This window comes from Rhodospirillaceae bacterium (genome assembly GCA_018662005.1).
In the GTDB taxonomy this organism is placed as follows: Bacteria; Pseudomonadota; Alphaproteobacteria; order Rhodospirillales; family JABHCV01; genus JACNJU01.
The window spans coordinates 220761-245914 of record JABJHA010000004.1 but is presented as its reverse complement, the minus strand read 5'-3'; the positions used below and the strand labels follow the sequence as shown (position 1 = coordinate 245914).

Annotated in this window: 26 protein-coding genes; 9 read left to right on the top strand and 17 right to left on the bottom strand. The window is 55.5% G+C overall.

The features are described from left to right. Positions 1 to 5: 5 nt before the first annotated feature. The 5 genes from dnaA to mutM form a co-directional block, all read right to left on the bottom strand. Positions 6 to 1424, bottom strand: a complete 1419-nt coding sequence (gene dnaA / locus HOL66_02470; GenBank protein ID MBT5243093.1) for a chromosomal replication initiator protein DnaA — start codon at positions 1422 to 1424, stop codon at positions 6 to 8. A gap of 857 nt (positions 1425 to 2281) precedes the next feature. Then, positions 2282 to 2548, bottom strand: coding sequence for a 30S ribosomal protein S20 (gene rpsT / locus HOL66_02465; protein MBT5243092.1), 267 nt, complete (start codon positions 2546 to 2548; stop codon positions 2282 to 2284). Between the two features lie 110 nt (positions 2549 to 2658). Then, on the bottom strand, positions 2659 to 3435 hold the full coding sequence (locus HOL66_02460) for an enoyl-CoA hydratase (GenBank protein ID MBT5243091.1): 777 nt from the start codon (positions 3433 to 3435) through the stop codon (positions 2659 to 2661). An 11-nt stretch (positions 3436 to 3446) separates the two neighbouring features. After that, on the bottom strand, positions 3447 to 3836 hold the full coding sequence (locus HOL66_02455) for a hypothetical protein (GenBank protein MBT5243090.1): 390 nt from the start codon (positions 3834 to 3836) through the stop codon (positions 3447 to 3449). Positions 3837 to 3852: 16 nt separating this feature from the next. After that, positions 3853 to 4695, bottom strand: a complete 843-nt coding sequence (gene mutM / locus HOL66_02450; protein ID MBT5243089.1) for a bifunctional DNA-formamidopyrimidine glycosylase/DNA-(apurinic or apyrimidinic site) lyase — start codon at positions 4693 to 4695, stop codon at positions 3853 to 3855. Between the two features lie 68 nt (positions 4696 to 4763). On the opposite strand from mutM, the gene ubiE reads away from it, so the two are divergent. The 8 genes from ubiE (at position 4764) to HOL66_02410 (ending at position 11527) form a co-directional block, all read left to right on the top strand. Continuing rightward, the gene (gene ubiE / locus HOL66_02445; protein MBT5243088.1) at positions 4764 to 5528 is read left to right on the top strand and encodes a bifunctional demethylmenaquinone methyltransferase/2-methoxy-6-polyprenyl-1,4-benzoquinol methylase UbiE; all 765 of its coding nucleotides are present in this window, start codon (positions 4764 to 4766) and stop codon (positions 5526 to 5528) included. Then, positions 5528 to 7063, top strand: coding sequence for a 2-polyprenylphenol 6-hydroxylase (gene ubiB / locus HOL66_02440; protein ID MBT5243087.1), 1536 nt, complete (start codon positions 5528 to 5530; stop codon positions 7061 to 7063). The genes ubiE and ubiB overlap by 1 nt, the downstream gene beginning before the upstream one ends. A gap of 82 nt (positions 7064 to 7145) precedes the next feature. After that, on the top strand, positions 7146 to 8366 hold the full coding sequence (gene coaBC, locus HOL66_02435) for a bifunctional phosphopantothenoylcysteine decarboxylase/phosphopantothenate--cysteine ligase CoaBC (GenBank protein MBT5243086.1): 1221 nt from the start codon (positions 7146 to 7148) through the stop codon (positions 8364 to 8366). Further along, positions 8363 to 8815, top strand: a complete 453-nt coding sequence (gene dut / locus HOL66_02430; protein ID MBT5243085.1) for a dUTP diphosphatase — start codon at positions 8363 to 8365, stop codon at positions 8813 to 8815. Before coaBC ends, dut begins: the two co-directional genes overlap by 4 nt. Beyond that, the gene (locus HOL66_02425) at positions 8815 to 9270 is read left to right on the top strand and encodes an Rrf2 family transcriptional regulator (protein ID MBT5243084.1); all 456 of its coding nucleotides are present in this window, start codon (positions 8815 to 8817) and stop codon (positions 9268 to 9270) included. The genes dut and HOL66_02425 overlap by 1 nt, the downstream gene beginning before the upstream one ends. Positions 9271 to 9284: 14 nt before the next feature. Then, entirely contained in the window at positions 9285 to 10268 is a 984-nt protein-coding gene (cysK, locus tag HOL66_02420; GenBank protein MBT5243083.1) for a cysteine synthase A, read from the top strand. Positions 10269 to 10289: 21 nt separating this feature from the next. Beyond that, complete coding sequence (gene moeB / locus HOL66_02415; GenBank protein ID MBT5243082.1) at positions 10290 to 11096, top strand: molybdopterin-synthase adenylyltransferase MoeB; 807 nt, start codon at positions 10290 to 10292, stop codon at positions 11094 to 11096. Beyond that, complete coding sequence (locus HOL66_02410; GenBank protein ID MBT5243081.1) at positions 11090 to 11527, top strand: hypothetical protein; 438 nt, start codon at positions 11090 to 11092, stop codon at positions 11525 to 11527. The genes moeB and HOL66_02410 overlap by 7 nt, the downstream gene beginning before the upstream one ends. Here HOL66_02410 and HOL66_02405 read toward each other — a convergent pair. Together HOL66_02405 and HOL66_02400 are read right to left on the bottom strand one after the other, a co-directional pair. Continuing rightward, a complete protein-coding gene (locus HOL66_02405) occupies positions 11524 to 11991 on the bottom strand; it encodes a GNAT family N-acetyltransferase (GenBank protein MBT5243080.1) in 468 nt (155 codons plus the stop codon). The genes HOL66_02410 and HOL66_02405 overlap by 4 nt on opposite strands. A gap of 8 nt (positions 11992 to 11999) precedes the next feature. Next, a complete protein-coding gene (locus tag HOL66_02400; GenBank protein MBT5243079.1) occupies positions 12000 to 12986 on the bottom strand; it encodes a D-glycerate dehydrogenase in 987 nt (328 codons plus the stop codon). 117 nt (positions 12987 to 13103) lie between these two features. Here HOL66_02400 and HOL66_02395 point away from each other — a divergent pair, with 117 nt between their 5' ends. After that, positions 13104 to 13622 carry a hypothetical protein gene (locus HOL66_02395; GenBank protein MBT5243078.1) on the top strand — a complete coding sequence of 173 codons (519 nt, stop codon included), beginning with the start codon at positions 13104 to 13106 and terminating at the stop codon, positions 13620 to 13622. 238 nt (positions 13623 to 13860) lie between these two features. Here the strand turns inward: HOL66_02395 and HOL66_02390 are convergent, their stop codons facing one another. From HOL66_02390 to infB, 10 genes are all read right to left on the bottom strand, one after another. Continuing rightward, on the bottom strand, positions 13861 to 14451 hold the full coding sequence (locus HOL66_02390; GenBank protein ID MBT5243077.1) for a DUF3501 family protein: 591 nt from the start codon (positions 14449 to 14451) through the stop codon (positions 13861 to 13863). Next, positions 14452 to 15792 carry a glycerol-3-phosphate dehydrogenase gene (locus HOL66_02385; GenBank protein MBT5243076.1) on the bottom strand — a complete coding sequence of 447 codons (1341 nt, stop codon included), beginning with the start codon at positions 15790 to 15792 and terminating at the stop codon, positions 14452 to 14454. A gap of 96 nt (positions 15793 to 15888) precedes the next feature. Continuing rightward, a complete protein-coding gene (locus HOL66_02380; protein ID MBT5243075.1) occupies positions 15889 to 16305 on the bottom strand; it encodes a rubrerythrin in 417 nt (138 codons plus the stop codon). Between the two features lie 143 nt (positions 16306 to 16448). After that, positions 16449 to 16862, bottom strand: a complete 414-nt coding sequence (locus tag HOL66_02375) for a transcriptional repressor (protein ID MBT5243074.1) — start codon at positions 16860 to 16862, stop codon at positions 16449 to 16451. A gap of 157 nt (positions 16863 to 17019) precedes the next feature. Beyond that, a complete protein-coding gene (locus HOL66_02370; protein ID MBT5243073.1) occupies positions 17020 to 18417 on the bottom strand; it encodes a nitronate monooxygenase in 1398 nt (465 codons plus the stop codon). Between the two features lie 131 nt (positions 18418 to 18548). Further along, positions 18549 to 20669, bottom strand: a complete 2121-nt coding sequence (gene pnp / locus HOL66_02365; GenBank protein ID MBT5243072.1) for a polyribonucleotide nucleotidyltransferase — start codon at positions 20667 to 20669, stop codon at positions 18549 to 18551. Positions 20670 to 20821: 152 nt separating this feature from the next. Beyond that, positions 20822 to 21091: a 30S ribosomal protein S15 gene (gene rpsO / locus HOL66_02360; GenBank protein ID MBT5243071.1), complete on the bottom strand. Its 270-nt coding sequence runs from the start codon at positions 21089 to 21091 to the stop codon at positions 20822 to 20824. Positions 21092 to 21213: 122 nt separating this feature from the next. Beyond that, positions 21214 to 22140 carry a tRNA pseudouridine(55) synthase TruB gene (gene truB / locus HOL66_02355; GenBank protein MBT5243070.1) on the bottom strand — a complete coding sequence of 309 codons (927 nt, stop codon included), beginning with the start codon at positions 22138 to 22140 and terminating at the stop codon, positions 21214 to 21216. Continuing rightward, the gene (gene rbfA / locus HOL66_02350; GenBank protein MBT5243069.1) at positions 22130 to 22537 is read right to left on the bottom strand and encodes a 30S ribosome-binding factor RbfA; all 408 of its coding nucleotides are present in this window, start codon (positions 22535 to 22537) and stop codon (positions 22130 to 22132) included. Before rbfA ends, truB begins: the two co-directional genes overlap by 11 nt. 32 nt (positions 22538 to 22569) lie before the next feature. Then, complete coding sequence (infB, locus tag HOL66_02345) at positions 22570 to 25149, bottom strand: translation initiation factor IF-2 (protein MBT5243068.1); 2580 nt, start codon at positions 25147 to 25149, stop codon at positions 22570 to 22572. Positions 25150 to 25154 lie beyond the last annotated feature (5 nt).

The following is a 25154-nucleotide window of genomic DNA, read 5'->3' as shown; positions in this document are numbered from 1 at the left end:
GGCAATCAGCCTTCCAGCATACGCCTTAAAAGCTCGACATCTTCGGCGAACGACGAATCACACTCACGCAGCTCTTCAACCTTCTTCACTGCGTGCATAACGGTGGTGTGATCGCGGCCACCGAATTTACGGCCGATTTCGGGAAGCGAGCGCGAAGTCAGTTGTTTAGCCAGATACATGGCGACCTGACGGGGCCTGGCAACGGAACGGGCGCGCCGGGCCGAATGCATGTCCGAACCACGAATATTGAAGTGCGAGGCGACCTGTTTCTGGATTTCCTCGATGGTGACGCGGCGGTCATTGGCGCGCAGAAGATCATGCAGGACTTCCTGGGCCGTCTCCAGGGTGATTTCACGACCGACAAGCTGGGCATGGGCGACAACCCGATTCAAGGCACCTTCAAGTTCGCGCACATTGGCAGTGATTTTGTGGGCAAGAAATTCCATCATCTTCTGGGGCACGTCTACCTTCAGCTGGTCGGCCTTGGATTCAAGAATACCCAGACGCAGCTCGTACGTGGTGGCGTGAATATCTGCGACCAGGCCGCAATTAAGCCTGGATTGCAGACGCTCCTCCATGCCTTCCAGGTCAGAAGGTGACTTATCGGAGGAAATAACAATCTGGCGGCCCTGATCGACAAGCGCATTAAAGGTATGGAAAAATTCTTCCTGGGTCGCGCCCTTGCCGCCAATGAACTGGACATCATCGATCATCAACACGTCAACATTGCGGAACATGTCCTTGAAATCGACGGTATTTTGTTCTTTCAGGGCACGGATAAAGCGGTACATAAACTTTTCAGCTGACAAATAAATAACCGTGCGCTTGGGATCCTGACTGCAAATATGCTGGGCGATGGCGTGCATCAGGTGGGTTTTGCCAAGACCGACGCCGCCGTAAAGGAACAGCGGGTTAAACGGAACGGCGGCCGCTTCAGCAACGCGACGGGCTGCGGCATAAGCAAACTCGTTAGGTTTGCCGACGACAAAATTATCAAAGGTATAACGCGTATCCAGCGGACCGCTGATCCCGACCTTGCCAATATCCGAAGCCCGAGGCGAATCACCCTGGGCCATATCAATGGCGGCAGTGGTCGCGGCGGCGGCGGCGGCCGGGATGGATGTCTTTGCATCCTCGCCGGAGGCTTTCAGGGAGCGTTCGGGCTGAATTGAGATATCGACGATGTCTACGCCCTGGTCAATGGCGTTCCATAGGACGCCAAGGCGATCAACATAATGGGCGACAACCCAGTCGCGCATGAAACGGGTGGGAACAGATATACGGGCGGTGCCATCGGCGACGCCCCTGATGGTCATAGGCTTGACCCAGCTTTGATAAGCCGCCTCGCCTATTTCTGATCTGAGGTTTTCACAGACCTGCCGCCAATTATCTTCGTGCGGCCCATCAATTGTTTCGTTCGTCATTTACGTCCAGGCCCCTAGGAGTCAACATCCATAAAAAGAAACAATCACCAGCAAAACATCTGCCTCCAGAATTTTCGTCCCGTGTTTTGAAAGAACACCCTGTACGATTTGGCGTATCTCCAACCTCGTGGTGTTCATCCCGCCAGCCAGGCGCCGGGCAAAAAATCTGGTTTAAATTATTTCTTGATGACCGTTCGTATCAATACGGCCAGATGCTGAAATACCCCTCTATTATTTTTCCATTCGTCCGGTCTTTTGGATAATCGCAAAACCGTCACGAACACTTGTTTATTTTTTTTACCCGAATTGTCTTTTTAATCAATCAGACAACTCACCACCTGGAGACTGATTTTCGCAGCTATAAACCAAGACCAAATTCCGTTCCCGATCAGTTGAATCAGGACTATCGAAAAATACATGTCTTGCGTTTAGAACATTTTGAAAAGAATCTCCCCAATCGCTAAAATCCTGACAGGATTTATTGTTCTTTTATATTCCCTCTTGTCCGTATGTTTTCTTCAAAATACTCGTGATCTTAACTTATCAAACAAAGTGTTCTAGAAATGCCTAAACATTAGAAAAATTTATACTTGATGTAAGAGAGTCGAATACTTTGAATTAACTGTCAGACGCCACGAGAGTTGCCTCCCGCTTGATTTACAAACTACAGAGCCACACGCTCACATGCAACGTGATCGTAAGGGGAACGTTGAAAATAATTGCCTTGACATGATCCCCGTCTTCGAGTCCCCGCCAAAAAAATGGGCCCAAACAGCGGCCACGAAAAAAGCCGCTCCCGATGGGCAGCGGCCTTTAAAATTATAACGCCGACTTGATGCCGACAAGGGGGGGCTTGTTCAGGCAGCCATGCCCTTGATACGAGCCGACAGGCGCGACAACTTACGCGACACTGTATTCTTGTGAAAAATTCCCTTCTGGGCGCTGCGCATCATGACCGGTTGCGCTTCTTTAAAAGCGGCAAGAGCGTCAGCCTGATTGCCGGCATCAATCGCTTCCTCGACCTTGCGGATGATGGTGCGGGTGCGGGTGCGGCGTTCATTGTTAACACCGGTGCGGCGTTCAATCTGGCGAATGCGCTTTTTTGCCTGTTCGTGATTTGCCATTGTCTTGTGGGTCCGTAAATCTAACTGTGTTTGTGCAATTGAAGGCAGGCTTATATAGGCCCCTGCGGACGGCGTCAAGCCTGCAACTGCGCCCTGTCAGGCGGTTTTGGTTACTTGTTCTTGAATGCCGGTTGGCGCTTTTCGGCGAAAGCGGCCATTCCTTCCTTTTGGTCTTCGGTTGAAAATGTTGCGTGAAACAACCGACGCTCGAAATGTACCCCTTGCGCAAGGGTCGTTTCGTAGGCGCTGTTGACGGCTTCCTTGGCCATTAAAACAATCGGTTGGGACAGCTTGGCAATGGCCTCGGCGGTCTTGACGGCTTCCTCGACCAGGCTGTCGGCATCGACGATCCGGCTGACCAGGCCCGAACGCTCGGCCTCTTCGGCGTCCATCATGCGGCCACTTAAGCACATTTCCATGGCTTTCGACTTGCCGACCACGCGGGTCAGGCGTTGGGTGCCGCCAGCCCCGGGTATCGTACCAATGGTGACTTCCGGCTGGCCAAATTTGGCATTCTCGGCGGCAAGAATGAAGTCACACATCATGGCGACTTCGCAACCGCCCCCCAGGGCATATCCGGCAACGGCGGCAATCACCGGCTTGCGGCACGTGGTGATCCTCTCCCAGCCAACAGTAATGAAATCCTTCAGGTAATTTTCGGCATAGGTATTGTCCTTCATCTCGAGAATATCAGCGCCAGCGGCGAAAGCCTTTTCCGAACCGGTCAGGACAATGGCGCCGATATCTGCGTCAGCCTCAAAGGTGTCCAGGGCCTGTGCCATCTCGCCAATCAAGGCCGCGTTAAGGGCGTTCATCGCCTTCGGGCGATTAAGGGTGATCAAGCCAACCCGGCCTTTGGTTTCTACAATGATGTTTTCGTAAGCCATGTGGCTTCTCCTTATTGGGCGGGTGAAAGCATGAAGCGGACGCCAAGCGGCGCCGATGACGCGCCTGATATAGCCAACATTGGCGGAAATTCCAGTATTAAAATTTCACCTTCACGACTGAACTGGCCCGGCGCGGTTTCCGACCAACCCAGCTGCGGCAGGGTTTGGCTGTAAAAAGCGATAACATCGTTTTTATCAACTTTACCCATGGTCAGGGCTTCGACAATACGTCCGGAGGAGCTATCAAAAGCCATCCCTTCGCCTTCGACTTCGTTTAATCCGTCCATCAGGGGCAGGTCTTCAATAGCGCTGAGGAACTGATCTTCGGCCATGGCGCTTTGTGGCCCGACGGCGAAGACCAGGAGCAGCAATGCTGTTAATAAATGGTATCGGATTTTCATGGCTCCCGTCATACCACTACCTTTGACGTTTCGTACAATAGAATGTCGAACGACCCGATTGCTGAATGCGGGCGATACCGCCTGTTTTACTTATATCGCAATCACATCCCGGGCACGCTTGCCCGGCCCGTCCGTAAACGGCGAAGGTGTGCTGGAAGTAGCCAAGTTCACCATCGGTCTGGCGATGATCGCTGATTGATGAACCGCCGGCCTCAATGGCTCTGGTCAGAACATCGACAATTGCCCGGTGCAGTTTTTCGGCCCTGACGCCAGCGATGGTGGCGGCTTTGCGCTTTGGCGATATCCCGGCCTGAAAGAGCGCCTCTGCGACATAAATATTGCCAAGGCCCGCAACCACCGACTGATCCAGCAAGGCCGCCTTGATCGGCGCCTTGCGACCGTGCAGGGAGCGGGCCAGAACCTGGGCCGTAAAGTCCCCGTCCAGCGGTTCGGGACCGATGTCTCTGATCATGGGATGGCTCTCCTGTTGGTCAGGTTCGGCCATGACCATAAATCCGAAGCGACGCGGGTCATTGTAGCGGATCTCGACCCCCTGATCAGTGGTCAGAATGACATGATCATGCTTGGCAAGCACCGGCGGTGTCTCTGTATAGATACGAAAACTGCCCGACATGCCCAGATGGGAAATCAGCGTTGCCCCGTCGTCCAGCTCTATCAGCAGGTACTTGGCTCGCCTGCCAACCCTGAGCACCGTGCGTCCGGTCAGGCGCTGGCCGAAGTCTTCAGGCAGGGGGAGGCGCAGGTCGGGCCTGCGGGCGACGGCGCGGGCAAGACGGCATCCTTCAAGGACCGGGGCCAGGCCGCGCCTGACCGTTTCAACTTCGGGTAATTCGGGCATCAAAAAACTTTTTCTTTTGCGGTGACGCCAACCTAGCGCCTTTCTTCGGCTTCGGCTATGGTGCCGCCATGGGCAGAAAATCAAATCCGGACAACAACGAAGAGACCACCCATTTCGGCTTCGCCACCGTCAACGCGGACGACAAGGCGGCCATGGTCAGGGGTGTCTTCGATAATGTCGCCTCGCGCTATGATCTGATGAACGACCTGATGAGCATGGGCGTTCATCGGCTATGGAAATCAACCTTTATCAAGCGCCTCAACCCGCAAGTAAATATGAAGCTGATCGACGTTGGTGGCGGCACCGGCGATATTGCCTTCAAGTACCTTAAAAGTGGCGGTGGCCATGTCAGTGTGTGCGATATCAACGATGAAATGCTCGACGTCGGCCGCGATCGGGCCATCGATCAGGGCCTGCTCACGGGCATCGAATGGATCAACGGCGACGCTGAAAATCTTCCCGTTCCCGACAATGCCTTCGACGCCTACACCACCGCCTTTTGCATTCGCAACGTTACCCATATTGAAAAAGCCCTGAAGGAAGCCCGCAGGGTGCTGAAGCCCGGCGGCCACTTCCTGTGCCTTGAATTCAGTCAGGTTGTGCTGCCGTTGCTGGAAGGCCTGTATGACAACTATTCCTTCAAGCTGTTACCGTGGCTGGGCAAGGTCGTCGCCCAGGACGAAGACTCCTATCGCTATCTGGCCGAAAGTATTCGCCAGTTTCCCGATCAGGAAACCTTCGCCGCGATGATTGCCGATGCCGGGTTGGAGCATGTCACCTACGACAATCTCAGCGGCGGTATTGCCGCCATTCATTCCGCCTGGCGAATTTGATGAACCGGTCATACAGAAATATTACCCGGCTGTTTTCCATTGCCCGCATTCTGGCCCGCCATGATGCGTTGATGATGCTTGAAAAGCTGGAAATCGGCGGCCCGGCGATCGCCCTGGCCCGACTGTTCTCGCGCCGGGGTAGCGGCAGGCCCGGCCAGCGCCTGGCCCTTGCCCTGCAACAGGCGGGGCCGAGTTTTATCAAGCTGGGACAAGCCCTGTCGACCCGGTCAGACTTGCTGGGCGAAGAATTTTCGGCCGATCTGTCCGAACTTCAAGACAGCCTGCCGCCGTTCCCCGGCGCCCAGGCCCGGACCATTATCGAGTCCGAGTTTGGCAAGCCCATGGCCGCGTTGTTTAAAGATTTCGACGAGCAGCCGATTGCCGCCGCCTCCATCGCTCAGGTCCACTTCGCGCTCACCCACGACGGGCGGGAAGTCGCCGTCAAGGTCCTACGCCCCAATATTGAGGAGGCATTCCAGCGTGATGTCGATCTAATGTTCTGGGTCGCCGAACTTGTAGAAGCGGCAAAACCCGAATACCGGCGTTTACGCCCGGTCGAAACCGTGCGCACCCTGGCCAAATCCATCGAGATGGAAATGGACCTGCGTTTTGAAGCCGCCGCAGCCGCCGAGCTGCATGAAAATTTCAAAGATGATGACAGTTTCGCCGTGCCCGCCGTGGATTGGCAACTGACCGGCCAGAAGGTTCTGGTCACCGAGCGGGTCCACGGTATTCCCATCGATGATATCGATGCCCTGAAAGCCGCCGGGCACGATACAAACGACCTGTTGCAAAAATCCGCCAGCGCTTTTTTCCTGCAAGTGTTTCGAGACGGTTTTTTCCATGCCGACATGCATCCGGGCAATATGTTCGTTCGCGCCGACGGTGGTTTGGCCGCTGTCGATTTCGGCATTATGGGGCGGCTTGACGCCAAGACACGCCGCCATCTGGGCGAATTGCTGATGTCGTTCCTGACCCGCAACTACCGGCGTACCGCTGAAATTCATTTCGAGGCTGGCTGGATCCCGTCCGACCAGCCCGTCGATACCTTCACCCAGGCCTGCCGTTCCATCGCCGAGCCGATTCTGGATTTGCCGCAGAACGAAATTTCCATCGCCAAGCTACTGGGGCAACTGTTTTCCATAACCAAGACATTCAACATGGAAACCCAGCCGCAGTTGTTGTTGCTGCAAAAAACCATGCTGACCGCCGAAGGCACCGGTCGCAAGCTGAACCCGGAGGCCAATATGTGGCTGATGGCCAAACCGCTGATTGAGCAGTGGGTGATCACCCATCTGGGGCCCGAAGCCCGGCTTGCCGAGGCCGCCGGAGACCTGCGCGACGGGCTTGCCCGATTGCCGCGGCTGCTTGAGAACCTGGACCGGGGTGCGGCCGAGCTTGCCAACGGTCGCATTCGTCTGCACCCGGAAACCATCCGCGCCCTTGAGGGCGGCAATCGTTTCAGCGTCGGCCCCTTGACCCTGGCCATCGCGGCGGCTGTATTGGCCGTCTTTGTCGCGCTAGCCCTGAGCTAAAGGCGCTTAGTAAAAGCATTCGCCTCTTGCCAATCGGCCTGTTGGGTCTTACATTAACCACACCAATTTCCCGTTAAATATTATGAAGGCTCACAGAACTGTGGAAAACAGTGTTTTACTAATCGTTTCGGGCGGTATCGCGGCGGTCAAGTGTCCGCAACTGATCCGGAATTTAGGCAAAAAAGGCATCACCACCCGCTGCATTCTGACCCGTGGCGGGGCGGAATTTGTGACGCCCCTGTCGCTGGCCGCCCTCAGTGGTGAGAAAGTCTATGAGGACCTGTTTTCCCTGACCGACGAGAACGAAATGGGCCATATCGAGCTTTCGCGCAGCCCCGATCTGGTCGTTGTCGCCCCGGCCACCGCCCATATTCTGGCCCGCATGGCTGCAGGACTGGCCGATGACCTGGCCAGCACCGCGCTGCTCGCGACCGACAAGCCGGTCATGGTGGCCCCTGCCATGAACGTGCGCATGTGGGAACATCCGGCGACCCGGCAAAACCTGCAAACCCTGCGGGACCGGGGCGTCATGGTCATCGGCCCCGAACAAGGCGAGATGGCGTGTGGAGAATTTGGACTGGGTCGCATGAGCGAGCCCGAAGACATCGCCGGGGCCATAGAAAAATTTTTTAAATCCGGGAAACGGCTTGTGGGCAAGCACGCCCTGGTGACCAGCGGCCCGACCTTTGAGCCCATCGATCCGGTCCGTTACATCGCCAATCGATCTTCGGGCAAGCAAGGTCACGCCATCGCCGCCGCCCTGGCCGGGCTGGGCGCCGATACGACACTGGTGTCGGGGCCCAGCAACGAGCCTGACCCGTACGGTGTTTCTGTCATTCATGTGCAAAGCGCCCGCGAGATGCTGGCCGCCTGTGAGGGCGCCCTGCCCGCCGATATCGCTGTCTGCGCCGCCGCCGTTTCAGATTGGCGAAGCGCCGATGCAGCGCCATCCAAATTAAAGAAAAACGGTTCCGCTCCGAAGCCGCTGGAGCTGGCCTTAAACCCCGATATTCTTGCCACGCTTTCCGCCGCAGGCAATAAACGCCCGGCTATCGTGGTCGGTTTCGCTGCCGAAACGAATGATCTTATCGATCACGCAACCCAAAAGCGGCTTGCCAAAGGCTGTGACTGGATACTCGCCAATGACGTCTCGTCCGATACAGGAACTTTTGGCGGCCAGGACAATACGGTTCATCTGATTTCAGATCAGGGCGTCGAGGACTGGCCGAAAATGTCCAAACAGGCCGTCGCCGACAAACTTGCCGACCGCATTGCCGACATCCTGGAAGGTCCCCAATCGTGAGTACGCATAGTGTTCAGGTTAAACGGCTGCGCAATTATGATGGCCTGGATTTACCCGCATATGCCACCACACGCAGCGCCGGCATGGATCTGCTGGCCGCCAACGATGGCCCGCAGTCATTGAACCCCGGCGAGCGTGGCATGGTCAGCACCGGCATCGCCATCGCGCTACCGCCTGGCTTCGAGGCGCAAATCAGGCCGCGTTCCGGATTGGCTCTTAAACACGGGATCGCGGTGCTCAACAGCCCCGGAACCATTGACGCCGACTACCGCGGAGAAATCGGCGTCATTCTGATTAATCATGGAACCGAAACATTTATCGTTGAACGGGGAATGCGGATCGCTCAAATGATCATAGCACCGGTCAGCCAGGCTACCTGGGAAGAGGTTTCCGAGCTGACGCAAAGCGACCGCGGAGAGGGTGGATTTGGCTCTACGGGGGGGAACTGATGTTACGGTTATCGAAAAAAATGCTCTACGCGATTGAGGCGGTTCTCGACATCGCCTACCACGCCGCCAGTGAGCCTGTGCAGAGCCGCGAGATTACCCGCCGCCAGGAAATTCCCCGCCGCTATCTGGAACAGGCGTTGCAGCAACTGGTTCGCTCGAACATTCTGATCGGGGTGCGCGGACCGCGCGGCGGCTACCGGCTTGCCCGCGAACGACGCCGTATATCTGTCGGCGATATTGTCCGGGTGGTGCGTGACCTTGAAACCAGCGACGATCCCATTCTTGATGCCGGCGGGTCGGAACTGGGCGTCAAGGTGGTCAGGCCCATGTGGATTCGCTTGCAAGAGGGCGTCATGAGCGAACTGGATAACATTTCCATTGATGATTTGTGCGACAATGCGGCAGAGACAAACATCGTCAGCGAAGGCCGCCAAAATCTTGATTTTTCAATTTAGCAAAGGGGCACCCAATGACTGACCAGACGACCGCCCCTGAAAAGACTTCATTTCGTGGCCAAATCTATAACAATCTGACCGATACCATTGGCGCGACGCCGCTTGTTCGCTTGTCGCGGTTTTCTGCGGGTAGCGATTGCAAGGCGGAAATCATCGGCAAATGTGAATTTTTTAACCCGCTGGCCTCGGTCAAGGATCGCATCGGCCTTGCCATGATCAACGCCGCCGAAGCCGACGGCCGCATCGGTCCCGGCGCGGTGCTGGTTGAGCCGACATCGGGCAATACCGGCATCGCCCTTGCGTTTGTCTGTGCCGCCAAGGGTTACCGGTTGATTCTAACCATGCCTGACAGTATGTCCGTGGAGCGCCGCAAGATGCTTTACCTGCTTGGTGCGGAAATCGACTTAACCTCTGCCGGCAAAGGTATGCAGGGGGCAATCGAGCGGGCTGAACAACTGATCCGTGACACTCCCGGCGCTGTTATGTTGCAGCAGTTTGATAATCCCGCCAATCCGGACATTCACCGCACCACCACCGCCGAGGAAATCTGGAACGACAGTGACGGCAAGGTCGATATGGTAATCTGCGGCGTCGGCACGGGCGGCACCCTGACCGGCATTGCCGAGGTCTTGAAGGCCCGCAATCCGGCTATTCAAATAGTCGCCGTCGAACCCGAAGATAGCGCCGTGCTGTCCGGCGGTGTTCCTGGCCCCCATAAAATTCAGGGCATTGGCCCCGGCTTCATCCCGGCTAACCTGAATCAGGAAATGATCGACGAAGTTATCAAGATCGGCAATGAAACATCCATGGCGACGGCCCGGTTTGTCGCCCGCAGCGAAGGGCTTCCGGTTGGCATCTCCTCGGGTGCGGTGCTGGCGGCAGCCCTTGAAATCGGCGCCCGCCCGCAAATGCAAGGCAAGATGATCGTCGTCGTCCTGCCCTCGTTCGCCGAGCGCTATTTATCGACGGCCCTGTTTGACGGTCTGGGTCAGGAATAACCATCAGCGAAGGCGACACCCTTGGACTTTAACGAACAACAAATTCAGCGCTACGCCCGTCACATTCTGCTCGATCATGTGGGTGGCGCAGGCCAGTCAAAGCTGCTGGAGTCGAAAGTCCTTGTCGTCGGCGCCGGGGGTCTGGGGTCACCTGTACTGCTGTATCTTGCCGCCGCCGGGGTTGGCACCATTGGCGTCATTGACGATGACCGGGTCGATCTGTCCAACCTGCAGCGACAAATCGTCCACTCCACAGCCAGTGTCGGGATGGCCAAGGTTGAGAGCGCAAAAAAAACCATTGCCGCGATCAATCCGGAGGTCAACATCGCCGCCCATAACGAACGCATCTCCGCCGATAATGCCCTGGAACTGATTGGTGATTATGATCTGGTCGCCGATGGCAGCGATAATTTCGCCACCCGCTTCCTGGTCAACGACGCCTGTTATTTTGCAAAAAAGACCCTGGTGTCGGCCGCCATCCTGCGTTTCGACGGTCAAGTTTACACCTTCAAGCCCCATCAGAAAGATGCCGACGGTCATGCACTGCCTTGTTACCGCTGCCTGTTCCCTGAAGCCCCGCCGCCTGGGCAAATCCCAAGCTGCGCCGAAGCCGGGGTGCTGGGTGCCTTGTGCGGGACCATCGGTTCCCTGCAGGCAACCGAAATTATCAAGGAATTGCTGGGCATCGGCGACAGTCTGGCTGGCAGCTTGATGATTTACGAGGGCTTGTCCTCCGAGTTCAGGAAAATCCGCGTCAAGGCCGATCCCGGCTGTCCGCTTTGTGGCGAAAGCCCGAAGATCACCGATCTTTCAGGCCATAAATCATGACCGAAGAGCGCCCTGAAAAACTGTCGATCGTGGTTTTTTCCGGCGATTTTGATAAAATTCACTACGCCCTTGTGATGGCCAGTGCGGCCGCCGCAATCGACATTCCGGCAACCCTTTTCTTCACTATGGGGGCCAGCCGTGCGCTTCTTGCCAACCCGTCATGGCGCAACCTTCCGGCAGGCGAAATTGGCCGTGACGGTGAAACAGCGGGTGACGTGGATGATGGTTTCAAGAAGCGCACCGTCGGCGATTTTGAAGATTTGCTACAGGCTTGCACCAGCCTTGGTGTCAAATTCATGGTCTGTGACATGGGCTTAAGGGCGATGGATCTGGAAGGCGCGCCCATGCGCGAGGACATCCCCATCGAGACCGGCGGCATGGTCACGTTCCTGAGCGACGCCAAAGCCCGCGGCCAGATGGTTTTTATCTAAAGTTTAAGCTTGAAACCCTCGTGGCTGGCTTCAAAGCCAAGCTTTTCATAAAACCGATGGGCGTCTATGCGGTTCTTGTCCATGGTCAGCTGAACCAGCTTGCAATCCCGCTCCCGGCACTGGCTGATCGCCCACTCAATCATCTGCTGGCCAAGCCCTGATCCACGATGCTGTTTGGCGATCCTGACCGCCTCTATCTCGCCGCGCCATGCGCCCATGCGGGCAAAGCCTGCCAGAAAAAACAGCTGAAAGGTGCCAATCACGTTCCCCCCTGCATCCTCCACAACGATGAGATTCTGGTTAGGGTCAGACTTGATGGTCTCAAAAACCTTCAAATACGGCGCCGCCAACGGCAGGCTCGGGTCTTCGCGCTGCTGACCAATATCGTCATCAGCAAGCAGGGCGACAATGGCCGGCAGGTCGTCATCGACGGCATGTCTGAAAGTGATGTCCGTGTTTCCCATGAGGTTTGCTAGAAGGCGTCGCCTAATACCCGGTCCGGTGGCTTGTGACCATCGGCAAAGGTCTTGATATTGACCAGAACTTTCTCGCCCATGTCGATACGTCCTTCGACGGTGGCAGAGCCCATGTGCGGCAACAACAACACGTTGTCGAGCTTAAGCAATTTCGGGTTGACCGCCGGTTCATGCTCAAACACATCCAGTCCGGCCCCGGCAATGTCACCGGCAATGAGCAAGCGAGTCAGGGCGTTCTCGTCGATGACCTCGCCGCGCGACGTGTTGACAATATAGGAATGAGGTTGCATCAACTGCAAGCGCCGGGCTGACAGCAAATGGAATGTGGCCGGTGTATGGGGGCAATTGACCGAGACAATATCGACCCGCGACAACATCTGGTCCAGGCTTTCCCAATATGTGGCCTCCAGGCTCTCCTCGATCTCCGTGTGGACCCTGCGCCGGTTGTGATAGTGCACCGAAAGGCCAAATCCCCTGGCCCGTCGGGCGACAGCACTACCAATGCGGCCCATGCCGATGATGCCCAGCCTTTTGCCATAGATTCGGTGACCCAGCATCCAGGTTGGCGACCAGCCTTGCCAGTCATCCGAACGCAACGCCCTCTCACCTTCCGCCACCCGCCTGGGCACGGCCAGCATCAAGGCCATGGTCATGTCGGCGGTATCTTCGGTCAGAACATCCGGGGTGTTGGTGACGGTAATACCGCGCTGGCGGGTGCTGGCCAGATCAATATGATCGACGCCGGTGCCGTAATTGGCGATCAGGCGCAAATTTTCACCGGCGTGGGATAGTATCTTCGCATCAATCCGGTCGGTAACGGTAGGGACAAGGACGTCGGCCTTCTTAACCGCCTCGATCAGGTCGGCCTTGTCCATCGGCGTATCATCAAGATTAAGATGGACATCAAACAGTTCCATCATGCGCGTTTCAATGCTGTCGGGAAGTTTGCGGGTAACGACAACGACCGGTTTTTTTGATGACATGGAATATCCTCTCTCGACCTTATTTTATGAACTTAACCGGCAACCCCTGACCCCTGCAACCGGTATCACGATCCCGGCCCTTGACCGAACCCCGCAGGCTCGCCTACTAATGCTCTTATGAGCTTCAATTTACCCCGCTTTTTATGTGTTTGCAGCGTTTCACTGATGCTTTTGTCTGCCGTTTTTATCTTTGCCGGACAAGCGTTCGCTGATGAAACCGGTCTGCCGTTACCCCGCTTCGTTAGCCTGCGCGCCGATCAGGTCAATCTGCGCACCGGTCCGGGCGTCCAGTATCCCGTAGAATGGGTTTACCAGCGCCAGAACCTGCCTGTTGAAATCATCGCCGAATATCGCACCTGGCGCAAAATTCGCGACTGGCAAAGCACCCAGGGCTGGGTTCACCAGTCTATGCTGTCGGGCAAGCGCACGGTGATCATCACCGGCAAGCGCCGCTCGTTACGCAGCAGCGCCGACACCAAAAGCCCACCCGTGGCGCTGATCGAATCCAGTGCCATCGCCACCCTGGATCAATGCCCAACCGGCGGCGGCTGGTGCCGGGTCGAGGCGGAAAGCATCAAGGGCTGGCTCAGAAAAGTAGAATTCTGGGGCGCCTACCGGGACGAAGTGCTGAAATAGTTCTACCCCTCATTTAGGTTCAGGTCCCTCAGGCGCCGGGCGGGTTCTCCGAACCCTTGGCTCGCCGCAGGGGCGGCGGCCTGCAGTCACGGGCTTGTAGAAGAAAGTGTGTGAGCCAGGTTATTACGAATAAAGCTCCTGTTGCCATTTGAAACTTGACTTCCAGAGGCCTAAGCCAAGAGAGCGGAGCGAACGCCCGGCGACTGAGGGGCTTGAACCTTAATAAGATGCAAAAGATTTAATCAAAATCTTTAATAAGAGCTTCGCGCATGGCTGTTGGCATGACCGCCATGTGGCCGTATTTTTCGTGACCAATGGAAATAATTATTTTGTTTTCATTATTTTTAAAGTCGGCGACCTGCTGATCACTGAACGGGAAATGCAGAAACTGGATGGCTGAGGCCTTGCCATCGGCGGTGGTCCGGTCGATATCATCTTCGGCGACGCCCTTGATAACATCCCCGCCAACTTCGATGCTGAGCATTTCCTCGACCCCGCCAAGCCCGTTTAGCAAGGCCGCGCGGCGATCCGGGTCATCGATTTCAAACATCAGGGTGACGACAAGTTCTCTTCCGTTTGGCACCATGGGCGCGTAGGCGTTGAGCTCGTCTTCGATCTGCGCTTCGCCGCCCTTCTCAATGTACAGCATCTCGTGAATTTGATGCCACATGGTGGCGTAGCTTTCAAAATAACAGGTGGCGTCGGGGCCAATGCCAAGGCGGCGATCTTTTTTCAGTGCCGTGATGGCGCGGCGGCGCTCTGCCCGCTCGCTGGCGTAAGTGTCCATATCTATAATATCGTCGCGGCTTAGTGTTTTGGCCATTGTCATTTAATCCTGATAAGAAAGCGCCATCAGCTGAATCGGGTGCTGGAGTTGGTCGCGGGCCGCAGCCGGTTTGTTGGCGTCCAGCCTTTCCACACCCTGCAAAATATGTTCGCGGGCCAGTGGACATTCTGAAACCACGTACCCTGACCCTTGTTTTGCGGTGTCGCGGGCGACCGGTTTTCCAACTTTCAGGGCGACCTCAAAGTTATCTTTATAGATCCCCCACGAGCCACCGTGGCCGGAACATCGTTCGATCACGTTGATGTCCGTATCGGGGATCAGGTTGAGGAGCTCGGCCCCCTTGCGACCCATGTTCTGGGCTCGCGCGTGGCAGGCGATATGAAGCGTGACCCCACCGGCAAGCGGCTTCAGGCCCTCGGCCATGCCTTCCTTGGCGGCAATCCCGACCAGATATTCACTGGCATCGAAGGTAGCTTGCGATAATTTTTTGACGTTTTCGTCTTCAGGCTCAATCAGCGGCCATTCAAATTTCAACATCAACGAGCAGGACGCCACCGGGCTGATAACGTCATATCCCTTATCAATCCAGGGCCCAAGATCGGTGGCGATTTTTTTGGCATTTTCGGCGACCCGGGCAATATCACCGTGTTCCAGTTGCGGCATCCCGCAACAACCGGGATAAAGCATCTGCGTCTCGACACCGTTCTTAGCCAGCACCCGCGCCGTCGCCAAAGCCAATTCATCATTATGATATTGGCCCGTGCAAGTCGTGTAGATAACCGCCTTGCGGTGCCCGTAAGCCGGGGCCTCGGTGTTGATGTTGAAGGTTTGATCCTGCGTGGCCAATGGTTTTTTATTAAAACGGGGCAGGGCGGCGTTCTTGTCGATGCCGGTAACAGCTTGCAGAAGCGGCCGGGTCAGGCCGTTTGAGCAATTGCCGGCCCAATTGGCGAGGCCGGAAACCGAACAGCCGAGCTTGCCGTTCTTGTCCGTTTCCCCCAGGCGTTGCTGGATTTTGGGAATGTCATTATTTTTAAACTGCGCGGCCCGGGCACGCAGCATCAAATGCGGGAAATCAAGATCAAACTCATGGGGCGGCACATACGGGCACTTGACCATGAAGCACATATCACAAAGGGTGCAGGCATCGATAATCGGCTTGAAATCAGTGCTGGAAACACTATCGAGCTCACCGGTTTCGGACTCGTCAACAAGATCGAATAGCTTGGGAAAGCTGTCGCACAGATTAAAGCAGCGCCGACACCCGTGACAGATGTCAAAAGCGCGCCGCAGCTCCGCCTCCAGCTTTTCAGGGTTGGTGAAATCCGCACTGCGCCAGTCAATAGCGTGACGGGTCGGTGCTTCCAGGCTACCTTCGCCCATAGATTGGCTCTCCTTATGGTGTCCTGATATATCCCAAAACGAAAACGGGAAGCCCACTGCTGGACTCCCCGCCTGAACCTTGTAGCGAAAGCCCGATTAGAGAGTGTCGAGGGCTTTCTGGAAACGTCCGGCGTGAGACTTTTCAGCCTTGGCCAGGGTTTCAAACCAGTCGGCAATTTCATCGAAGCCTTCATCGCGAGCTGTCTTGGCCATGCCCGGATACATGTCGGTGTATTCGTGGGTTTCGCCAGCGACGGAAGCCTTCAGGTTGTCACCGGTGGCGCCAATCGGCAGTCCGGTCGCCGGATCGCCGGTTTCTTCCAAGAATTCCAGGTGACCGTGCGCATGGCCGGTCTCGCCTTCGGCGGTCGAACGGAAAACCGTAGCGACATCGTTGTAGCCTTCAATGTCAGCCTTTTGGGCGAAATACAGGTAACGACGGTTAGCCTGGGATTCACCGGCGAAGGCGTCTTTGAGGTTTTGTTCGGTTTGTGAATCTTTCAGTGCGGGCATCTCATGCTTCCTTTTGTTCAAGATTAATTCTGTCTGTGGCCTGTGCCGTCAGTAGCAACGAATTTCAGGCATCAATATGTCGTCAAGCGCAAGGAAAGTCAATTAATTCTAAACTATTCCATAACTTATTGTAATAGTTGATTTTATTGAGTTTTTTCCACAACTCTCACGACGATATCAACGCTTTTGATCGCCATACCTTCGGGAGCTTCCGGGACCTTGGTGAGCGACATCATGTCGTCAGAGATATCGGTCAACATGCCATTTTCTTCAAAATAGAAATGATGGTGATCGCCGGTATTGGTGTCGAAGTACGAGCGTTGGGCGTCGACAACGATTTCGCGCAACAGCCCGGCGCTGGTGAACTGATGCAAGGTGTTGTAGACGGTCGCCAATGAAACCCGCATTTTTTCCGCCTGGGCTTCCCCGTGCAGAGACTCGGCGGTTACATGACGGTTTTCGCCGCTGAACAATAATTTGGCCAGGGCCAGTCTTTGCCGCGTCGGGCGCAGACCCGCTAATCTGATTTGATCGAGAAAATGACTATAAGGACGCATGTGTTGTTTCCATTTTTTTGTTGTACCCACCCTAAAGGGTGGCAAGATTCTATTTGTTTCCATGACTTTAACAATTAGTTTGGAATAATCCAACTTTGAAAGTCGCTTGTAACCATATTTTTTTTATGGGTTTGAAAAGAAAGCCTTTTCCATACCTTCAATCGCCACTGACAAGACGATCAACAAGTTGTTGCACGCTTGGAACAAAACCGTTTTCGTAAAACGGGTCGCTGCCAAACTTAAATGCGTTATGACCCGAGAACATTAAATTGTCCTCAATCGAACCGCCGTGGGCGATATCCTGCAGGGTTTTCTGAATGCAGAACGAGCGCGGATCGGCACGCTTTCCGGTCGTCCCGGATTCCCCTTCGGACCAGTTGGAGAAGCGGCACTGGGACAAACAGCCCATGCAATTTTGTTGATCGGTGACAATCTCGCGGGATTTTTCCCGGGCCACGAAAATCACACTATCGTCCGGTGTTTTCATAGCCTCATCGTAACCCTCGGCAATCCAGGCTTCCGCCCGGACCTTGTCACCGGCCGTTAAATAGATTGGTCGCCCGCGTGCCCCGACCGGCAAGGCTTCGCTCATGTCGCCTTCGGCTGCACGGCTGTAAGGCACCTGGCGCAGGGTCCGTCCTTCAAGTTCGTTGAGCAGATTGTTGCGCACGGCAGATGAATAAAAGCCGGTGGGACTGAATTTATTAAGGAAAATATCGCCTTCTTTCAATGTCAGCAGCCGCTTCTGCCAGGCTTTGGAAACCGGGCTTTCCTTGGTCAACAAGGGGCGAGTGCCAAATTGAAAAGCGATGGGGCCTAATTCAGGGTTATCCAGCCAGTCTTGCCATTCACGCAAATACCAAACCCCGCCCGCCATAACGATGGGTGTGTTATCAAGTCCGAACTCGCGCATGATCTTGCGCAATTCAACAATGCGCGGATAGGGATCCTGTGGCTTCTCGGGATCTTCGACGTTGCTCAGGCCATTGTGACCCCCGGCCAGCCACGGGTCTTCGTAGACAACAGAACCAAGGAATTCAGCATATTTGTGGTAGGCCCGCTTCCACAACGCCCGAAAGGCCCTGGCTGATGAAATGATCGGGTGATAATAGACGCCGTAACTTGAGACAATTTCAGCGACTTTGTAGGGCATGCCGGCGCCGCAAGTGACGCCGTGGACCATTCCCTTGGCGCCCTCAAGAATGCCTTCGAGAACTTGCGGGGTGCCGCCAGCTTCCCACAAAACGTTGACGTGAATGCAGCCATTACCAGCAGATTTCTCGTGAGCGATCTGAAGCTGGGCAATGCCGCCATCAATGGCGTAGGCAATCAGTTCGTGCCAACGCTCGCGTCGAGTCTTGGCGTGATAAACCTGAGGGATAACGTCGCCGTTTTGATCATAGGAATCCGCATTGACGCCGGACACCGTGCCGACACAACCCGCCGCCGCAAAGGCCCCGGCGCTCAGGCCGTTGGACACGGCAACACCCTTGCCACCTTCGATAATCGGGAGAACTTCACGGCCGGAAATCAGTACAGGTTCGAGAGACTTCAACAGGACTCCTAAGACTTAAACTTAAGGGCTTATGTTTGGGCACAATATAGAATTCAAAGCCCCCGGGACAGTAAAAAGGGCGGATGCAATAACTTCATCCGCCCTTTTCATAACCTAGCAAATTGAAGGCTTTATTTAGCGATTTCCTCGCCAGTCTCCTGATTGACTGATTTCATGGACAGCTTGACCTTGCCGCGGTCATCGATGCCAATCAGCTTGACCTTGACCATATCGCCTTCGTTGACGACATCGGTGGTCTTGCCAACCCGTTCGGGAGCCAGTTCACTGATATGAACGAGCCCGTCCTTGGCACCCATGAAGTTGACAAAAGCGCCGAAGTCGACGGTTTTGACGACCTTGCCGGTGTAAATCGCGCCGACTTCAGGTTCCTGGGTCAAATCCTTGATCCACTTGATCGCGGCTTCAGCGGCCTTTTCATCGACAGCGGCAACCTTAACCGTTCCATCGTCTTCAAGGTCGATCTTGGCGCCGGTTGTTTCGCAAATTTCGCGAATCATCTTGCCACCCGGTCCAATCACTTCGCGGATCTTGTCTTTGTTGATCTTGAAAGCGGTAATACGCGGTGCGTTTGAGCTAACCTCGGCGCGTGACGTATCGATGGACTTGGCCATCTCGTCCAGAATGTGCAAACGACCATCCTTAGCCTGGGCCAGGGCATCCTTCATGATGTCCTGGGTGATCGAGGTGATCTTGATGTCCATTTGCAGCGAGGTAATACCCTGATCCGTGCCGGCAACCTTAAAGTCCATATCGCCCAGATGATCTTCATCACCAAGAATATCAGACAATACAGCGTGGCCGTCATCTTCCTTGATCAGGCCCATAGCGATACCGGCGACAGGGCGCGCCATCGGCACACCGGCGTCCATCATGGCTAAGGAGGTGCCGCAAACCGAAGCCATCGACGAGGAGCCGTTGGATTCAGTAATCTCGGAAACCACGCGAATGGTGTAGGGGAAGTCATCCTTCGATGGCATCACCGGATGGATAGCCCGCCAGGCGAGTTTACCATGACCAATTTCACGTCGCCCGGTAAAGCCGAAGCGACCGGCTTCACCAACCGAATACGGCGGGAAGTTATAATGCAGCATGAAGTTTTCAAAGTATTCACCAGCCAGCGCGTCAACACGCTGCTCGTCCTGGCCCGTACCCAAAGTGGCGACAACCACAGCCTGGGTTTCACCGCGGGTGAACAGGGCTGAGCCGTGGGCCCGTGGCAGGACACCTACTTCGGCGGCAATGGGCCGCACGGTCTTGGTGTCGCGACCATCAATACGCAGGCCGGTCTTCAAAACATCGCGGCGCACGATATGCTTTTCGATTTTCTTGAAGGCGTCGCCCATGATTTTTTCGAGCAATTCCTGATCGACGCTTTCATCTTCGCGGAGCTCTTCTTTAACAGCCGTCTTGGCCGCGGAAACTTTGGTCTGACGCTCCATCTTGTCGGTTTCAGCGTAAGCGTCACGCAAACCGGCTTCGGCTTTATCACCAATCATGGTGGCCATTTCAGCCGCACCTTCTACCGGTTCGGGCAGCGGGCGGGGTTCCTTGGCGCAGGCTTCAGCCATTTCGATAATGGCTTCAATAACCGGCTGGAACGCCGTGTGACCAAAAGCAACAGCGCCGAGCATGACTTCTTCGGAAAGCTCGGAAGCTTCTGATTCAACCATCAGAACGCCTTCGGTGGTACCGGCGACAATCAAGTCCAGGTCCGAAGTCTCCATATCATCAACCTGCGGGTTGAGCACGTATTCGCCATTTATGTAACCAACGCGGCAACCGCCAATGGGGCCCATGAACGGCAATCCGGAAATGGTCAGCGCGGCTGATGTGCCAATCATGGCGACGATGTCGGGCTGGTTTTCCATGTCATGGGAAACGCACGTCAGAATGACCTGGGTTTCACATTTGTAGTCCTTTGGGAACAACGGACGGATCGGCCTGTCAATAAGCCTGGAAGTCAGGGTTTCGGCGTCGCTGGGACGACCTTCACGTTTCAGGTAACCGCCCGGAATTTTACCGGCGGCGTAGGCTTTTTCCAGGTAGTGAACACCCAGCGGGAAAAAGTCCAATCCCGGCTTCGGCTTACTTTCGCCAACAACCGTACACAAAACTTTTGTGTCGCCGTAGGTGACCATGACGGCCCCATCGGCCTGACGAGCGACTTTCCCGGTTTCAAAAACCAGGGTACGTCCGCCCCATTCAATTTCTTTTCTAAACTCTTTAAACATCTTTCTCTTATCCTTCATCTATCATACCCGCCAAGGCCTTCCTTTAAGCGGGGTTGTCATTTGGGGCCACTTCATCCGGATTGATAAAAAACACCGCGCCGCATTCATTAATAAAGTGCAAGCGGTCGCGGGGTGGCCCCTGGACTAAAGCCTTAACGGCGAAGCCCGAGGCGCTTGATCAGTTCCTCATAGCGGTCAACTTTTCTGCTTTTGAGGTAATCAAGCAAACGCCGGCGCTGGCCAACCATCATCAGCAGGCCGCGGCGGGAGTGGTGATCTTTTTTGTGGGTTTTCAGGTGATCAGTCAGGTTGTTGATCCGTTCGGTCAGGATCGCTACCTGGACTTCTGGCGAACCTGTGTCGCCTTTAACTGTCGCGAACTCGCCAATGAGCTCTGACTTCTTGTCAGCGGTAATCGACATCGTGTACTCCATTATTAGATCAAACTGCTATCAAATGAAGCCAGTTGATGGCAGATAATTTGATCGATTTTAAAATATTAGGGCAACTTGTCTGCCTTCTTTCGAAGGCAGGTTGCACTAAGTTAATAGTTCAATACCCGCAAGGGGCGAATCTCGCCGCCTGCGATCTTGGTTAAAGCAACCAGTTTCCCATCGGCCATGGCGCAATAAACTGCGTCAGGGTCGACTTTTTCAAGGGATGACCGGTTTGCGACGGGAAGGATGGAAATCGCCCTTCCGTGCCGCAGGTTGCGGGCCTCTTCTTCTGTCAGGGCCAGCGCCGGGATGTCGTCCAGCGCGGTCTCAACAGCAAGCAATTGGTCCGCGAGCGGCGCACTATGCCCCAGGGTCTCCAGTTTATCCAGCGAAATCGCAACCTTTTCATCAAAAGGACCGACTTTGAGCCGCCTGAGGGCCGAGATATGCCCGCAAGTGCCTAATTTTAAAGCCAAATCACGGGCCAGGCCGCGCATATAAGAGCCTTTTCCGGCGACCACTTCAAAGGTCCCGTGGTCCGGGCCGGGCATATCAATCAGGTCAAAGCGCTCGATATGGATGGTTCTGGGTTTCAGTTCAACGGCGATATCGTTGCGGGCCAAATCGTAAGCCCGTTTGCCATCAACCTTGATTGCCGAATACGCCGGCGGGACTTGCTCGATATCACCAACAAAGGATTTCAGCGCATCGTTGATCGCCGCCTCATCGGGACGCACATCGCTGGTCCGGGTTACCTCGCCCTCACCATCGTCGGTGGTCCGGCTTTCGCCCCAGCGAACGGTGAATTGATAAACCTTGATGCCGTCCATGACATAAGAGACGGTTTTCGTGGCCTCGCCAAAAGCTATGGGCAAAACGCCGCTTGCCAGGGGATCCAGGGTGCCGCCATGACCGGCCTTGGCGGCGTTAAACAACCGCTTCACCTTGCCCACGACAGTGCTTGAGGTAAGCCCCAGGGGCTTATCGACAATTAACCAGCCATGGACCGGATCGCCCTTGCGTTTACGCCCCATCGTCGTCGTCGCTTTCCAAATCGCGGGCGACTTCAGGCAAATGCAGGAGGTCGTTGATATGACCGGCTTCATCAAACGAGGTATCTGCCAGGAATGACAGCCTGGGGGCGCTGCGTAACTTGACATCCTGAACGACCCGGTGACGCAAGAACGAACTGATACGATTCAGGGCGTCAACGATCCCGGCCATATCACCAAGACCGCCTAACGGAACCACATAAGCAGTGGCGTTTTTCAGATCGGGACTGACCCGCACTTCGGTCACCGTGATGGCAATCCCGGCCAGATCAGGATCACGAACCTCGCCGCGCTCAAGAACGTGGGCAATGGCATGACGAATTTCTTCGCCGACACGAAGTTGGCGCTGTGATGGCGCGCGGGCGTTACGCTTGTTCATGGCTACTTAGCCAGCTGACGTGAAGTTATTTCTTAAGACGCTTCAAGCTCGCGGGCGATCTCCTCAACATCGAAACATTCGATCCGGTCGCCGATCTTCAGGTCTTCATAATTTGCGAAGGCCATACCGCACTCGGTACCTTCCTTGACTTCCTTGACGTCGTCCTTGAAACGCTTGAGCTGGCTGAGCTCGCCTTCATGGATAACCACGTCATCGCGCAGCAGACGTACACTTGAGCCACGTTTGACCATGCCTTCACTGACCAGACACCCGGCAACTTTACCAACTTTTGAGACGCCGAAGACTTCAAGAATTTCAGCATAACCAAGCAGGTTCTCGCGCAAGGTGGGGGCTAACATGCCAGACAGGGCGCTACGCAAGTCATCAATGACATTATAGATGATCGAGTAATAGCGAATCTCAACGGCGTCCTGCTTTGCCAGGTCGCGGGCTTGAGGATTGGCGCGAACGTTAAAGCCGATGACAAAACCGCCACTGGCGTTGGCCAGCGTGATGTCGGCTTCGTTAACGCCGCCAACGCCCGAATGCAGCATTTGCACCTTAACTTCGTCGGTCGCCATTTTATCAAGGGCGGCAGTAATCGCCTCAACAGAACCATGTGCATCGGCCTTGAGAACCACCGGCAGGGTCTGCACTTCGCCCTGGCCGATTTTCTCGAACATTTCCTCCAGGGTGCCACGCGCACCGGCAACATGACGGGCGTCTTTCACGCGACGCTGACGGAATTCGGTAACCTCGCGGGCGCGGGAATCGTTTTCAACCACGCTCACTTCATCACCGGCATCGGGCGCACCATTTAGGCCAAGCACTTCGATCGGCATGGATGGTTTGGCTTCATCAATTTGCTGGCCGTGATCATCTATCAAAGCGCGGACCCGTCCCCATTCACCGCCAGCCACAATAATATCACCTGTCTTCAAGGTGCCGCGCTGGATCAAAATGGTGGCCACGGAACCGCGACCTGTTTCCATTTTCGATTCGATAATAACGCCTTCCGCCGGACGGTTCGGGTTGGCCTTCAGGTCAAGCAATTCGGCTTGCAGGAGGATCATTTCCTCGAGCTTGTCCAGATTGGTTTTTTCCTTGGCCGAAACTTCGACGGTAATCACTTCGCCGCCCATTTCCTCGACCACCAGATCGTGCTGCAAAAGATCCTGACGCACACGACTGGCATCTGCGCCGCTCACATCCATTTTGTTAATGGCAACAATGATCGGCACACCGGCAGCCTTGGCATGACTGATCGCCTCGACGGTTTGCGGCATGATGCCATCGTCAGCAGCGACAACCAGCACAACAATGTCGGTGACCTTGGCGCCGCGAGCGCGCATGTCCGAAAAGGCCGCGTGACCCGGGGTGTCAACGAAAGTGATTTTCTCGCCACTGTCATGGGTTACCTGATAGGCGCCAATATGCTGGGTGATGCCGCCGGCTTCGCGGCCCGCAATATCGGTTTCACGAAGGGCGTCCAGAAGTGACGTTTTACCATGATCAACGTGGCCCATGACGGTAACGACAGGGGCGCGAGGCTCCATGCTTTCAAGAGAATCATCATCACCGCCGTCCTTGAGTCCGATTTCAACATCGCTGTCACTGACCCGTTTCAGATTATGGCCAAATTCGCTAACCACAAGTTCTGCCGTATCGGCATCGATGGGCTGGTTGATCGTCGCCATGACGTCCATCTTCATCAATGTCTTGATAACATCGTGGGCGCGTTCGGCCATGCGGTTGGCCAGTTCCTGAACGGTGATGGATTCGGGAATGACGACATCACGGATAATCTTCTTGCCCTCGGAGAGAACTTTTTTCTGTTTCTGCTTTTCCTTCTCGCGGGCTCGCTTGACAGAGGCCAGCGAGCGGGTCCGCTCTTCGCCGTCAACCAGAGCCTCGGCGATGGTCAACTTGCCTGAACGACGGCGTTTCTCGCCACGCTGTTTGGGGGTTGGACGTTTAACTTCTTCTTCACGGGGGACGGCGTGCTTTGGCCGGTGCTTTGCGGCATCTCCTTCACCACTTTGCGCGGCTTCCAGCTTTTGCGCAGCAGCAGAAGCGCTGGCGGCGTCCTGTTCTTTCTTGCGCTGAGCGGCCTCTTCTTCGGCCTGGACTTTGGCAGCAGCAGCAGCGGCCTCGTCTTCAGCGGACAGGGCGGCTTCTGGTTCCGGCTCAGGCTCAGGATCAGGCTCAGGATCCGGTGCCGGCGGCGCCATTGCAGCAAGGACGGCAGCTTCTTCGCTGGCAACCTTGGCGTCCTGCAGGGCGCGGGCGCGGGCAGCCTTTTCTTCGCCCGTCAGGGATGCGCCAGGAGTAGGCGTTGCTTCGACTTCGGGCTGTTTCTCTTCAACTTCGACGACTTCTTCAACCGGCTCTAAGACCAGTTCAGGCTCATCTTTGACCTCGGACATGCGGCCTGAGTCATTCTGGGCAAAGGTTCGTTTCTTGCGAACCTCAACCTGGACCATTTTCGAGCGGCCATGGGAGAAGCTCTGGCGAACCTGACCGGATTCAATGGTCTTGTTCAATTCCAACGTGCCCGGGCGCGACAGGCCCAGGGGCTTCTTTTTCTTGTCTTTGTCTATGGTCTCGCTCATCAGTA